A 14,316-nucleotide genomic window follows, 5' to 3' on the forward strand; every position below is an offset into this window, starting at 1 on the left:
AACGAGCTATTAGGGAGAGTCATGAGCGAAGAACAAGCTGAAAAAACAGCTTCCCACAAAGTTACCCTCACCGAAGCGGCCACTAAAAAAGTGCAATCCTTGTTAGAACAAGAAGGTCGTGACGACCTGCGCCTGAGGATTGCGGTACAACCTGGCGGCTGCTCAGGGCTAATCTATCAGCTTTATTTTGATGAGCGTCTCCTTGACGGTGACGCAGTTGAAGAATTTGCTCCCGGGGTAGAGGTAGTCGTCGATAAAATGTCGAACCCCTATCTAGAGGGCGCATCAATCGATTATGCGGACACAATCGAGCGGCAAGGCTTCACTATTGATAATCCAAATGCGGTAGGTTCTTGCGCCTGCGGTCAATCATTCCACTAGAATCATTCCCCTCAAACAGTCAGGACTTAACCGTGAAACATAGACTATCTTCCTCACTTGCCTCCCTCTGCCTGATGGGAGGACTGCTGAGCGCTTCCCTTACTGCCTGTAGCAGTGACAAGTCACAATTCGGGGTGACAGTAGAAGGCGAATACGGCAAAACCCCCACGGTGAGCGCCGGCAAAGGGGACGCCCCTAAAGAACTCAAAGTTGCCACCTTAAAAGAAGGTAAAGGCGCTTCCTGTGGCTCCGGCGCGGTGCTGCAGGTTAATTATCATGGGCAACTATGGAATGGTAAAAAGTTCGATTCTAGTTTCGACCGGGGAACCCCGGCAGTATTTTCCTTGAAACAGGTGGTTGCTGGTTGGGGACAAGGGCTTAAAGATGCCAAACCAGGGTCGCGTACCCTGTTAGTTATTCCCCCCGACCTTGGGTACGGTAACCAGGCAACTGGAGATATTCCCGCTGGATCCACCCTAGTATTTGTGGTTGATACCCTGAAATGTTTATCTGCCGCCCAAATGAAGCAAGGTGAACAAGACCTAGCAAAAGCGAAAGCTACCTCCCAGACTTTGCCAGGACTGGAAGTAAGCGGCAACCTGGGGGCAAAACCCACCTTAAAGGTAAGCACCGACAAATTACCTAAAGACCGTACGGTGACCGCCCTAGCACAGGGGACCGGGGCAGCTCTCAAAGCTGATGACGTGGTGGTAGTGCATCAAAGCTGGCTTGATCAATCAGGAAAAACTGTCTCCACCTGGGACAGCCAAACCCCGATGCCCCTACAAGGCGAAAAAACTCTAGCCCAACTGGGGTTAGATAAAGAGTTAGCTGGTAAAACTATCGGTTCGCGTTTAGCTTTAAGTACCCAGCAAAATGGGCAAGCGGTAGCGTTCGTAATGGATATTGTAGGAACCCTTTAGACAACTAATTGCCTTAACTCCTATGAATATTTGCTTAGCTAATCGCCGCGAGGGAACACTATCCCTTAGGGTAAAGACAGTTGTCCTCGCATTTAGCACTATTATCAGTCTGCTTATGCTATCCGGGTGCTCCTCCGGTTCTGCCGATACTTCAGCTGCGGCAGTTGAAGGAAAATTCCCGGCAGTATCTGGGGGACTAGGGTCAGCTCCCCAAATGGAAGCCGGAGTCGGACAACCTCCCTCCGATTTGCAGGTGCGGGTGCTACACGAGGGCGAGGGACGAAAAGTAACCGAAAAAGACCAGGTGCTAATGGATACCTTGGGGAACCTGTGGGACGGGAAAACCGTGATGAGTACCTTCCGAATCGGGGACTCTGCCCAAGGGTATGCGATGAGTGAAGTGATTGCCGGTTGGAAACAGGGACTTATCGGGAAAAAACTAGGTTCAAGAGTGCAGCTTACCGTTCCACCCAATCTTGGTTTTCAAGGAGAAGCCGCAAAAAGGATTCCCGCGAACTCCACTATGGTTTTCGTGATTGACCTGGTCAGCGCGATGGACTTGAGTGATGTTTCCGCCCTGAAACAAGCTAAGAAAATAGAAAAGTCTTTCCAAAAGCTACCTAAAGGGCTAAAAGTTACCGGAGAACCCGGTACTAAGCCGCAAGTCAGTATAGATGCGAATATGCCAGTTCCCAAGGCAAAACAGGTGATAATGCTGTATCAAGGTAAAGGGGAAAACCTAGAGCCTGATGATTTCCCTGGGGTACATTTGACCGCAGCTACCTATGAAAACGGTAAATGGTCGTCGGTATCTAGTTCTTGGTCCAGTGGAAAAATGGTGTCCACCCCCTCTACCGTGCAGACTACCCCGCAGTTTCTGGGGGTACCAGTTGGTTCCCGGATAGTGATGCTAGAACCGGCTGAGGGCGAGCGCCAAGGAGCAAAAGCCCATCCGGCACGGATCGCTATCTACGACATTGGTGCTAAGCAGACCAGCACCCGCCTCGGGTGACCGTTTTATACTGATTGTAAAATCCGGGGTTGCTTGGTAAAAGCAGTCCGGGGATCCGTGACCGGCTTTGTAGGGGCGATGCGGTGAGGTGGTTTTCGTCTCGCGCCCAAAGACTTAGAAAAGACTAGACTCTTTTCTAAGTCTTACGCCCGCCTAGCCTAATCGGCATAAATCCTCCTCTCCGCTCTCCCTAAATAGCGTGTCCCTCTCATATCTTTTACCGGCTGCGACCCCCTCGCCATAAATCTGCCCCTAAGCGCTACGTTACCGCTGCGGGGCTGGCTCGGTAAAAGCACTCCGGGGACCCCGTGACCTGCTGCGCAGGTCAAGCCCCGTTCGTATCTTTTACCGGCCGCGCCCCTTGATGTTCCGAAATCCTGTCCCTCGGCATAAAACCGTCCCTCGCATCTGCCTGGACGAAACTTTCCCCCTGCTTTTCCTGTCATTACTTCCGCATATTTACCCGCCGCGCCCTTTTTGCTGACGTTTTGACCCTCCCGGTGCGGTTGCGCCCTCCGAAGATGGGAATTGTGGTCGTAATTGGGGTGTTTTGCCGGGATTGGGAGGGTGGTTTTGTCTCGGGAGGGCGGAAACGGCGCGTACTGCTGCAATCGGGAGGGTGATTTTGCCTGTGGAGGGTGGAATGGTTGGGAGATTGATTAAAACTGCTGGTGGAGTTTGGCAAAATCACCCTCCAGAGACGTTATGACCCTCCCGATTGGGCGGTAGAGCCTATTTATTGGTCATTTTGCCCGGATTGGGAGGGTGGTTTTGTCTTGGGAGGGTCAAAGCGCTCCTCAGGCGGGCGTGGTTGCCTGGTTACGTGTCTGAAAACTGTGGGTGCGGGGGAAAATTTGTCCTCCTGCCCAAGTAATTTGGAAAACGTTGCGGCGTTTTCCAAATTCTTATGCCCACCGCACCTACTCGGATTAAACTTTCCCCCGCTCTTCTTGTCAGTGCTTCCGTTTCTCTCGCCGGCCGCACACCGCATCTGCCTGGATGAAACTTTCCTCCTGCTTTTCCTGTCATTACTTCCTCATATTTACCCGCCGTGCCCCTTGATGTTCTGAAATCCTACCCCTCGACATGAAACCGTTCCCGCTTTTCTTGTTAGTGCTTCCACTTCTCTCATCGAGCGCGTCCCTTTTTGGTGACGTTTTCGCCCTCCCGGTGCGGTTGCGCCCTCCCGAGATGGGAATTGTGGTCGTAATTGGGGTGTTTTGCCGGTATTGGGAGGGTGTTTTGTCTGCGGAGGGTGAAAACGGCGCGCATGCCTGAAATCGGGAAAGTGGAAATGTTGCCCTGGTGGGCGTGATTGGCTGGTTGCATACCTGAAAGATGTAATGTTGATAGGTGTATCTACTGCTGAGGTTGGTGAGGAGGTAAAATGGCGAAACAAATGACACAGGCGAGTCTGTTCTGCGGTGCAGGCGGATTGGATATCGGATTCGAGCGTGTCGGTTTCAAAACTATTTGGGCAAATGATTTTAATTCGGATGCGTGCGAGACTTTTCGGCGTTGGAGCACAAGTGAGGTAGTTTGCGGGGATATAGGTACGATTTCTGAACACACCATTCCCGATACAGACATTATCCTAGGGGGCTTTCCCTGCCAAGGATTCTCTCTTTCCGGACCGCGTAAGTTAGATGATTCTCGAAACTCTTTATATAAGCATTATGTTCGCATTGTTAAAGCAAAACGTCCCCTGGTGTTTGTTGGAGAGAATGTAAAAGGTCTACTCACGATGGCTGGGGGAGAAATAATGGATGCTATCGTTCAAGAGTTCTCTAGCTGTGGTTATGACGTTCGCTATCAATTGTTGAACGCAAAGCACTACTCGGTTCCAGAGGACAGAGAACGAGTTATTATCGTCGGTTTTCGCAAAGACCTGGGAATTGATGATTTTAGTTTCCCAGCCCCGCAATCAAATATCGTAACGCTGCGGGAAGCTTTAGCCCCAATCCCCTTGCCCGAAGACGAGGACGTATGCCAAGCTCCGTATTCCAGTCGCTATATGTCCCGTAATCGCAAACGAGGATGGGATGAGGTCAGTTACACGATTCCGGCAATGGCGAAGCAAGTGACGCTGTGGCCGGGGTCTCCTGACATGGTTAAGGTAGGCAAGGACAGCTGGCGGTTCGGTGAAGGACTAACGCGGAGACTGAGCTGGCAAGAAGCGGCAGCGATTCAAACTTTTCCACGGGACATGGTCTTCAGCGGCAACCTGACAAGCATATATAAACAGATTGGCAACGCGGTTCCCTGCAATCTTGCTGAACAGGTTGCAATCCAAGTTCGTAACTCCCTGGAAATGGTTATCTAAAAGGGGAAAAATGGTAAAAGAAGGCAGTCAGACTCGGTTAGGTAAAGCCTTTGAATATGCCTGTATTAAAGCGCTTTACGACAAATACGATGATTTGCAGGACGTTGTTTTAGAGATAACACCACAATTGCATACAGCTCAGCACTGTTTCGAAGTTTCAGCTGTTAAACAAAGTAATCTGATGGATGCCGCACAAGCGGCTATTAGGGTAATCGAACCCTTGGAACCACGCTTGCAGTACCCAGATGGAGATAGTCCACTTGTGTTGTCGTTACAATCGGATGCTGCCGGTATTGCGGGGGATGTACGGGATGTAATGTGTATTCGGCGAGGAAGTTCTTGGCAGTTTGGGCTGTCCTGCAAGCATAATCATCATGCCGTTAAGCATAGCCGCCTGTCAGATAGTATTGATTTCGGTTCTGAATGGTTCAATCATCCGTGTTCGCAAATATATTTCTCTGAGGTTACGCCTAAGTTTCAAGAGCTTAGAGAAATGCGTGACAGCGGTAAGGAAATAGGCACTCCTGCCAAATGGGCTAATCTTCCAGATAAAGCCGGAGATTATTACCGACCTATCTTGCAGTCCTTTATGGATGAACTTTCCAGGTTGAACAATTCGCATGGTGACGTGCCGGAAATGCTAATCAGGTATCTTATCGGGCGTCATGACTTTTATAAGGTGATCACCGATGACCCAAGGCGAGTAACTCGCGTTGAGGCTATCAATATAGCGGGAACTTTAAATAAGGCTTCTAAAGAACAGAAACCGATTACCAGAGTTCCGGTTTTGAAGTTACCGAAACGCTTTTACCATATAGGTTTTAAGGAAACTAATGGTAAAGAATCAAACAACACCATTCATGTTGTTTGTGATGAGGGGTGGGAAATATCTATGCGCTTGCATAATGCTAGCTCTAGAATCGAACCTTCCTTAAAATTTGATGTTCAGCTAATTTCATTTCCTTCTAAGTTGTTTGCACAGACTATTGCATGGAAATAATGCCCTAAGGGCAGTTTAACGACTTAGAAAATAATCCTGTCGTTTCCCCGCTTTACCCTGGTGGGGGAACGGATAAATACCTGGGGAAAGGGTTTTCCTTGTCTAGGCTGCGGCGCGGGAAAAAGTTTTTCCTCCTGCCCAAAATCTAAAAAGGCGTTGCCTTTTTAGATTTATGCCCGCCTAGCCGACTCGGATAAATCTTTTCCCCCGCTTTTCACTTATCCGGGAACAGATAAACACCTGGGGGAGCGGTTTTTCCCGAGTGGGTGTGGTAGGCATAAGAATTCGGGAAGCGCCCTCGCTCTTCCCGAATTCTTGGGTGGGAGGGGAAATCGCTCCCTCACGCTTGCTAGAAAGGTGCAACAATACAGATAGAGCGTGTGGACGAATTTATGCCGAAGGGTAGACACCCTAGCCACCAAGACTCCCTAAAATCGGATACCCGGTAACAAATCTAAAAATCTGTAATTCTTAAGGCACTAAATCCGTGAAAATGCCAGAGCGTTTTCCGGATTTCGGGGCGCGAGGTAAAATTCGTCCACACGCTCAGTCAGGCGTGTCTTTTATTAGTTAGTGAAACGGCTGTTAGGGCAGATTGATTAGGGAATTGAAGTTCTTTTCCGCGTTGGCGAACCGGGCAGCAACGTTTTCCCAATTCACCACATTCCACCAGGCCTTCACATAGTCGGCTTTAACATTTAGGTAATCCAGATAAAAAGCGTGTTCCCACATATCCAGCATGAGCAGTGGAGTAATCCCCACCGGAACATTACCTTGCTGGTCGAAGAGCTGGAAAATAACTAGGCGTGAAGAAATAGAATCCCAAGCCAGAACCGCCCAACCCGAACCTTGAAGTCCGGTGGCGGCGGTAGAGAAATGCTTCTTAAATGCCGCAAATGATCCAAAGTTTTCGGCTATAGCCGCTGCCAATTCGCCCTCTGGCTCCCCGCCACCGTCAGGTCCCATATTGGTCCAGAAAACCGAGTGGTTAGTGTGTCCGCCAAGATTAAACGCCAAATCTTTCGAGAACTGGTTGATGGCTGCCAAATCGTCAGCTTCCCGAGCCGCCTCTAGTTTTTCTAGAGCAGTATTTGCGCCATTAACATAGGTGTTATGGTGCTTATCGTGATGAAGCTCCATTATTTTGCCAGAAATATGTGGCTCTAGCGCGCTGTAATCATAGGGCAGTTCTGGGAGCGTGTACTTTTGCATCTAAATATCCTCCAATAGTGGTTTCAATCGCCTGAACCTCCCTCAAGGCAGAGGCGCTTTCTATCTACTGTAGGCGAAAAGTCCCACTCTCGCAGGACAAAACGCTATCAGGGCAGGCAGAGATGTGTTTGCTGTGAGAATAAAACTAACAACTTCCTAAGAAGACTAAAAATCTAGCTTGCAGACATCGAATGTAGACAATAGTCAGTTACAATGAGAGCCAAAAGTCCTTGAAAAAATGAGCTGAGGAAGAAAATGGCGGAAGACGAAAAGAGCTTAGAAATCCTAATCTACAGTGATGATCGGGAAATACGGCAGCAGGTAATCAACTCGGTCGGAATCAAAGTGGCATCAGATATGCCGGAAATAACCTGGGATGAGGCTGCCACTGCTACTATCACGCAAGATAAAGTACATCATCATCACTATGACCTGCTGATTCTAGATGGGGAGGCCACAAAAATTTCCGGTACTTCTCTGGCAAAATCTCTAACCAGAGAAGAAGAAAATCTTCCCCCCATCGTAATCCTCACTGCTCGCCCCCAAGATGAGTGGCTAGTTGGCTGGTCGGGAGCCGCTAAAGCTGTGGAGCGCCCTCTGACCCCGATAAAATTACAAACCGCCCTCTACGAACTGCTGCGATAGTCAGCAAAGACCATAGTCAGTAATGACCTCAGCGAGAATAACACCTTACTGAAATCTCGCTTTGCTGACTAAACCCGCGCTCCATCGTCATCGCTCCATTTATTGGTAAGGGCGCTGCGTCCTCTAGGGCGCAGATAAAGCAATAGACCACAAAAAAGCATCAAATCGACAAAACCCAGAATATGCACCCACCCAGGCAGATTAAAACCGGCGATATAGGTGGCAATCCAGGCGATAAGCAGGGCTATTGTGATTACCAGGGTCCGCACTGCAATGCGCGGGCGGGGATTAGGGGGAAGGATAGGGGGTTCAAAACCATCATTTGGCTCCGCTAATTCGTAATCTCGCGGCCCGAGCGCGAAAATGTCGCTATCATCTAATCTAGAGGTAATATCCAAAAATTCATCATCTACGCGACGTTGACTTGGGTTGCGGCGGCGATGCGCCCCCCACATCTTGGGGAGTTTCATAGTCGCTAGTTTAGCCGGTCTTTTTTGATTGGTCATAACCTGGTCGGGAAGGAAGCTTACGTGTTATATCGGATGCTGAAAATATTTCTAGGGCCAGTCCTGAAAGTCCTTTACCGTCCCTGGATTAAGGGGGCGGAAAAGATTCCCGGTACTGGACCGGCGATTTTAGCTTCCAATCATCTAGCGGTGATTGACTCATTCTTCTTACCGCTGATGATAGAGCGGGAAGTTGTTTTCGTAGGGAAAGCCGACTATTTCACCGGAAAAGGCTTTAAAGGTGCTTTTGTGAAATGGTTTATGACCCGCGTGGGCACGATTCCGATTGATCGTTCTGGGGGGAAGAAATCCCAGGCAGCTCTGCAAAAAGGTCTAGCGCGTCTGCAATCTGGCGAACTGTTTGGTATCTACCCCGAGGGAACTCGCAGCCCGGACGGGCGGCTGTACCGTGGTAAAACCGGGGTTGCGCGGCTGGCTCTCCGCTCCGGAGCGCCAGTTATTCCGGTGGCGATGATTGGTACGAACATTGCTCAGCCGATAGGGACCAAGATTCCGCGTCTGCACCGCATTGGAGTGGTTATTGGCGATCCCTTGGATTTCTCTCGCTATCAGGGGATGGAAGATGACCGCTACGTTTTACGCGCAATAACCGACGAAATCATGTATTCCTTAATGAGCCTGTCGGGGCAAGAATATGTAGATTTGTATGCGGCTGACGTGAAAAAAGCGCTGGCTAGCAAGGAGGATGCGGACGAGGACGCACCCGTGACTTCCGAAAGGAAAGTAGTGGCTCCCGGAGGACGAAAAGCCCCTGAAGTAGAGATTCCCGAACCTCCAGCAGAGAATGCTGCTGAAAGCGAGCCTACAGAAAACCCCAAAAATACACAGGTAGATGAATAGAGCGAAGAATTTGCAAATCTAGCTGTTTGTCTCGGGAGAATCTTCGAGAAAATCTAGCGAGTTGGTCACCTAGGTAGTAAATCTTTGGCGGTGATTTCTGGGGCGAAACTAGGAGTACCACTGATAATGGGCTTATCGTTCTTTCTCTACAAGGACGGATTTTAGCTTCGTGGAGTCAGCTGCGCCTTATCGATTAGACTAATACTCGTCGGGGCCAAAACTGGCCAAACAATTCTTTTGGAGGACTTATGACCATTAAACGTGTGGCACTGCTTACTGCTGGCGGATTTGCGCCCTGTCTATCATCTGCGGTTGGCGGGTTGATTGAACGTTATACCGAACTGGCTCCTGAAGTTGAAATTATTGCCTACAAGCATGGTTATCATGGGCTATTGTCAAAGAACTATTACGTTGTAGATCAACAGGCACGTGAAAATGCTGGTTTGCTGCATAAATTTGGCGGATCCTCGATTGGTAACTCGCGGGTGAAACTAACCAATAAAAAGGACTTGGTAGCAAGGGGATTAGTTAAAGAATCAGATGATCCTCTACAGGTTGCGGCTAATCGCCTGGTAGAGGACGGGGTTGATGTCCTGCACACTATCGGTGGAGATGACACTAACACGACCGCCGCTGATCTTGCCCATTATCTGCATGAACACGACTATGAGCTAACTGTAGTTGGGCTGCCCAAGACTATTGATAATGATATTGTTCCGGTTCGTCAATCCCTGGGGGCATGGACCGCGGCCGATAGTGGCGCTCTTTATGCTGAACACATAATTGGCGAATGTCAGTCTAATCCTCGAGAACTGATTATCCATGAGGTTATGGGACGTAACTGTGGCTATTTAACGGCTGCTACCGCTCGTTCTTACCGGAAACTGCTTGATCAAAAACAATGGGTTCCTTCTTTGGGTTTGTCTCGCGAATCCCGTGAAATTCACGCCATTTTTGTTCCTGAGGCACATATTGATATCGAGGTCGAAGCTGACCGGCTCAAGAAAGTTATGGATGAGGTGGGTAATGTTAATATTTTCCTCTCCGAAGGAGCTGGGGTCAGCGAGATTGTCGAGCAACTGGAGGAAGCTGGAGAAACAGTTCCGCGGGATCCCTTTGGTCATGTGCAGCTAGATAAAATCAACCCCGGACAGTGGTTTGCCAAACAGTTTGCGGCACGTATCGGTGCTGAGAAAGTTATGGTACAAAAGTCTGGATACTTCTCTCGGGCTTCAGCGGCTGGTGAAGAAGATCTGCGTTTGATTAAATCTATGACCGATTATGCAGTGGAATGCGCTTTTGCCGGTAAAGCCGGTTTGATTGGGCATGATGAAGAAAATGGGGATTTGCTCTCCTCTATTGATTTTGCTCGGGTTAAAGGTGGAAAAGCCTTTGATATTGAAACCGACTGGTTCAAAGAAATGATGTCTGAAATCGGACAGGAAGTTCGTCCGGCATAAGTCAGGAAGCATTGCTATTTTGGGGCTCGCCGCAACAGCGGCGAGCCCCAAAAACTTTTTAGCGCCCCTCAATCAGGGATATTCGCATTTATCAGCAGATTTATAAAATGGGATGATGTATAGCTCCTTGCTGCGCATTTCATTCGGCGGACTTTTCCGTCCTTAGAAATAAAACTCAGTATGGTTGGTTTTGTGGACGATAAAACCCTTAAAGCCTTAAATTCTTGGCGTAAATGCCCGGCGCAACAACAGCCCACTTATCCTGACCAGGGAGAACTGCAAGATAAGCTGGCAGATTTGCGTACTCGTCCTCCCTTAGTGTTCGCCGGGGAAGTGGACTCCCTAAAGAAACTGTTAGGGGAAGCTAGCCAAGGACGAGCCTTTGCTTTGACCGGCGGGGACTGTGCTGAAACTTTCGCGGAATCAACTGCTAATCGGGTGCGGCTCAAAATCCAAACCATTTTGCAGATGGCGATTGTCCTAACCTACGGAGCGTCCCTACCGATTATAAAAATGGGTAGAATGGCTGGTCAATACGCTAAGCCTCGCTCTAGCGATACCGAAACCCGCGATGGGGTAACTTTGCCTTCTTACCGGGGAGATGCAGTTAATTCTTTCGAGTTTACTTTGGAATCCCGCACCCCCAATCCATCTAGACTGCTAGATACCTACACCCGTTCGGGGACTACCCTGAACCTGATCCGTGCCTTTACCCAAGGTGGTTATGCCGATTTGCATCGAGTACACGAATGGAATCGAGGTTTTACTTCCAACCCGGCCTATAAACGTTTCGATGCTTTAGCCTGCGATATTGACCGCGCGATTTCTTTTATGGATGCGGCGGGAGTCAGCTCAGCGGAGCTACGTACCGTAGATTTTTACAGTGCCCACGAGTCGCTACTTCTCGAATATGAACAAGCCATGACCAGGGTAGATTCCCGTACAGGGAATCTATATGATACATCGGCACATTTCCTTTGGATAGGGGAGCGTACCCGCCAGTTAGATGGGGCTCACGTTGAACAACTATCGCAGGTTTCCAATCCTTTGGGGGTGAAAGTCGGTCCAGATGCCAACCCAGATGATTTGGCGCGCCTGCAAGACAAGCTTAACCCTAAAGCGGAGCCGGGGCGTTTATCTTTCATTACCCGCATGGGGGCGCGCGAACTTCAAACCTCTCTACCCGCGCTATTAGAGGCACAGAAACGGGACGGACGTCCGGTAACCTGGATGTGTGACCCGATGCATGGCAATACTATGCAATCATCTTCCGGGTACAAGACCCGCAGTTTTGAACGCATATTAGAGGAAGTCGCGAGCTTTTTTGCTGCTCATGCGGCGGCTAACACTATCCCGGGAGGCATACACGTCGAGCTGACCGGGGATGATGTTACCGAGGTAATTGGGGGCAGTGAACAGGTAACTGAGGAATCTTTGAAAACCCGATACGAGACCCGGGTAGATCCTCGGCTTAATCATCAGCAGTCCCTGGAATTGGCTTTCCAAGTGGCGGAAATGTTGCAGGAACGCCACGACACTTTAGGTAATCCTTTACGCCGCCCGCTAGAGCCGTGGGGATATTCAGTCTAAGGGATTCGCCTTAGAGTACTCGCCACCCCCAGTTGGGTTTCCCAAAATAGGCGTTACCGCGCAAGCTAAGCTGCGTCCTTAGCCGTTTTGCGTCCTCTAAAATAATCGTGGCTATACGTAAGTTAAAGTAACTGTAGAGCCTGATTTTAGTTTCGTTCCCCCGGATGGGGATTGGGAATAGACACGATTAGGGGATATCCCTAACAGTTCCTTTCGGATTTTTACCTGGAAACCTAGTGATTCTAGCTTTTGTTTCGCTTCACTCATACTCAGTGACGACACATTAGGTACTGTCACCATTTCTGGTCCTAAAGAAATCCGTACTTTGACTTTATCCCCATGGTAAACGGTGCTTTCTGCTGCCGGTTCTTGGGCGATAACCTTTCCTCGCGCCACGGAATCGGAATACTCGGTGCTCTTTTCCATCTGTACTTTCAAATCAGCGAGAATCTTGGTGGCTTCTGCCTCGTTCTTACCGGATAAATCCGGCAATTTGATTGGTTCTTTACCTTTTGAAACTGTCAGTTTCACCGGTGAATCGTGCCGTAAGGAAGTGCCAGCAGTGGGGTCGGTAGAAATTATTGTCCCTTTTTCTACCTCGTCCGAGTATTCTTCAACCTTTTCCGCTAGCTTTAACTTCGCTTCTTTCAGTAAGTCTACCGCCTGTTCATGGTCTTTACCTGCCAGTTCAGGAACTTTTACATATTCAATCCCGCGAGAAATATATAGAGTTACTAGCGAGTTCTTCCGGGCTTTGGATCCTGCTTTGGGGTTAGTTCGGGTTGCCTTATCCTGGCTTACAGTATCGGAATATTCGCGCACCGTTTTTACTTTTAACTGCGCCTTAGTTAGCAGCGATTCGGCTTGAGTAGCGGTTTTGCCCTGTATGTTAGGCACGGTTACTGTTCCGCCTGGTCCGAAAGTGAAATACCAGCCAGCTATTGCCCCGCTGCTCACTAAAAGTAGGGAGATAACCAGTGCCCATATCCAGCGTTTTTTACCTTTAGAACGGCGCGGTTGCTCTGTGGTAGCGGCTTTATTAAAACTCTGTCCGTTCGCCTTTGCTTTAGTAATAGCCTGGGCGGGGTTATGGTTCCCGCTTGACTTAGCTGGTCGTGATGTCGGTTGAACCGGCTGCGCGGAAGAACCGGTTTCCCCGTTAGAGGCGGGGTTAGAAGGACGGGTAGGGGCGGCGGGTATTTCGGGCTCTGACAGATGGAAAACCGGGAGAAGTGCGGTACCGCCCTTTCCTAGGGGAGTGTGTTCTGTTTCGCTCTCTGTGCTCGGGTTTTCAGGACGCTTTGCTTTACGTTCTTTAAGCTGAGGGCTAAGGCAGCTAGATACTGCTTGCACCAGCTCTAACGCGAGTGAGGCATCGGCGGGACGCTCACTGACGTTCCGGGCGGTAAGCGCCGCGATTAGGTCGTCTACTTCGCTAGGAATCCAGGGAAGTAAATCGGAAAGAGGTGGTACGTCCTCGCTTACATGCCGCCAAGCAGTCCGAATCGCGGTATCGCTTTGAAAAGGAGCTATCCCGCTGATGAGCTCATAAAGCATAATTCCAGCAGAATATACGTCGCAGCGCGCATCGGAACTGGTTTGTGAAATCAGTTCGGGAGCCAGATAGTTCACAGTCCCCATAACCGAGCCGGTAGTGTTGCCAGTTGCTTGATTAACGGCGTGTGCTAAACCAAAGTCTGCCACCTTGACCTGCCCGCTAGGGGTAAGCAGAATGTTTTCGGGTTTAATGTCCCGGTGAATAATCTGCATACTGTGGGCGGCTTGCAACGCTGCCAGAACTTGGGCGGTAATCTCTAAAGCTCGTCCTAAAGATAATGTTCCTTCCCGCGTGAGCACCTGCCGCAAGTTAGGGCCGTTTACAAATTCCATCACTAGGTAGGGGCGTCGTCGCCAAATCCCCTGATCAAAAATTTGCACAATTTCTGGGTGCATTAGGCGGGCAGCTGAGCGCGCTTCTGCCTCGAAACGTTCAACTAGGGAAGTGGTGTTAGCCAGGTGAGGGTGCATTATTTTTAACGCCACATCTCGCCCTAAACGTTCATCGTGAGCACGGTAAACACTGGCCATGCCCCCGGTGTCGATAACTTTTACTATCCGGTATCTTCCATCAATCAGCCGTTTTAGCATTTGGTCGTTATCTGGGGCACTTTGGTTTTCGGAAGGAATCTGTCCCAGCTCAGTTGGCTGGGGTGCGGGCGGTGAAACCTGAGGATTCGCTTGAGCGGCATTATCTGTACTTTTTGACGGCATATTTGCGCTATGCGAATCCTGCGGGTTGGAGCGAGAGTGCCCGGTATCGTCCGTTTCGATTCTCATATTTTCATCTTAAAGGGAGAAAAGAGGATTGGCGGTAAACGGCGCGGATAGGACGCGGCTTGCCCC

The 14,316-nt window shown here is 49.6% G+C and carries 12 protein-coding genes; 9 read left to right on the top strand and 3 right to left on the bottom strand.

The features are described from left to right. Positions 1 to 21: 21 nt before the first annotated feature. The 5 genes from PG728_RS02300 (at position 22) to PG728_RS02320 (ending at position 5,639) form a co-directional block, all read left to right on the top strand. Positions 22 to 381, top strand: a complete 360-nt coding sequence (locus tag PG728_RS02300; RefSeq protein ID WP_270625554.1) for a HesB/IscA family protein — start codon at positions 22 to 24, stop codon at positions 379 to 381. A 32-nt stretch (positions 382 to 413) separates the two neighbouring features. Then, entirely contained in the window at positions 414 to 1,304 is an 891-nt protein-coding gene (locus PG728_RS02305) for an FKBP-type peptidyl-prolyl cis-trans isomerase (RefSeq protein ID WP_270625555.1), read from the top strand. Positions 1,305 to 1,326: 22 nt separating this feature from the next. Further along, entirely contained in the window at positions 1,327 to 2,316 is a 990-nt protein-coding gene (locus PG728_RS02310; RefSeq protein WP_270625556.1) for an FKBP-type peptidyl-prolyl cis-trans isomerase, read from the top strand. 1,387 nt (positions 2,317 to 3,703) lie between these two features. Then, positions 3,704 to 4,639, top strand: a complete 936-nt coding sequence (locus PG728_RS02315) for a DNA cytosine methyltransferase (protein WP_270625557.1) — start codon at positions 3,704 to 3,706, stop codon at positions 4,637 to 4,639. A gap of 10 nt (positions 4,640 to 4,649) precedes the next feature. Beyond that, a complete protein-coding gene (locus tag PG728_RS02320) occupies positions 4,650 to 5,639 on the top strand; it encodes a HaeIII family restriction endonuclease (protein ID WP_270625558.1) in 990 nt (329 codons plus the stop codon). Between the two features lie 585 nt (positions 5,640 to 6,224). On the opposite strand, the gene PG728_RS02325 is transcribed toward PG728_RS02320, so the two are convergent. Further along, positions 6,225 to 6,851, bottom strand: coding sequence for a superoxide dismutase (locus PG728_RS02325; RefSeq protein WP_270625559.1), 627 nt, complete (start codon positions 6,849 to 6,851; stop codon positions 6,225 to 6,227). Positions 6,852 to 7,106: 255 nt separating this feature from the next. On the opposite strand from PG728_RS02325, the gene PG728_RS02330 reads away from it, so the two are divergent. Continuing rightward, entirely contained in the window at positions 7,107 to 7,496 is a 390-nt protein-coding gene (locus PG728_RS02330; RefSeq protein WP_270625560.1) for a response regulator, read from the top strand. Positions 7,497 to 7,564: 68 nt separating this feature from the next. Here the strand turns inward: PG728_RS02330 and PG728_RS02335 are convergent, their stop codons facing one another. Further along, positions 7,565 to 7,966, bottom strand: coding sequence for a hypothetical protein (locus tag PG728_RS02335; RefSeq protein WP_270625561.1), 402 nt, complete (start codon positions 7,964 to 7,966; stop codon positions 7,565 to 7,567). Between the two features lie 60 nt (positions 7,967 to 8,026). Here PG728_RS02335 and PG728_RS02340 point away from each other — a divergent pair, with 60 nt between their 5' ends. The 3 genes from PG728_RS02340 (at position 8,027) to PG728_RS02350 (ending at position 11,913) form a co-directional block, all read left to right on the top strand. Next, complete coding sequence (locus PG728_RS02340; protein ID WP_270625562.1) at positions 8,027 to 8,863, top strand: lysophospholipid acyltransferase family protein; 837 nt, start codon at positions 8,027 to 8,029, stop codon at positions 8,861 to 8,863. 248 nt (positions 8,864 to 9,111) lie between these two features. Next, the gene (locus tag PG728_RS02345) at positions 9,112 to 10,323 is read left to right on the top strand and encodes a pyrophosphate--fructose-6-phosphate 1-phosphotransferase (RefSeq protein ID WP_270625563.1); all 1,212 of its coding nucleotides are present in this window, start codon (positions 9,112 to 9,114) and stop codon (positions 10,321 to 10,323) included. A 180-nt stretch (positions 10,324 to 10,503) separates the two neighbouring features. Further along, entirely contained in the window at positions 10,504 to 11,913 is a 1,410-nt protein-coding gene (locus PG728_RS02350) for a class II 3-deoxy-7-phosphoheptulonate synthase (RefSeq protein ID WP_270625564.1), read from the top strand. 111 nt (positions 11,914 to 12,024) lie between these two features. Here the strand turns inward: PG728_RS02350 and PG728_RS02355 are convergent, their stop codons facing one another. After that, on the bottom strand, positions 12,025 to 14,250 hold the full coding sequence (locus tag PG728_RS02355) for a Stk1 family PASTA domain-containing Ser/Thr kinase (RefSeq protein ID WP_270625566.1): 2,226 nt from the start codon (positions 14,248 to 14,250) through the stop codon (positions 12,025 to 12,027). Between the last annotated feature and the right edge of the window lie 66 nt (positions 14,251 to 14,316).

The organism is Varibaculum timonense, from assembly GCF_027694345.1.
Taxonomy (GTDB): Bacteria; Actinomycetota; Actinomycetes; order Actinomycetales; family Actinomycetaceae; genus Varibaculum; species Varibaculum timonense_A.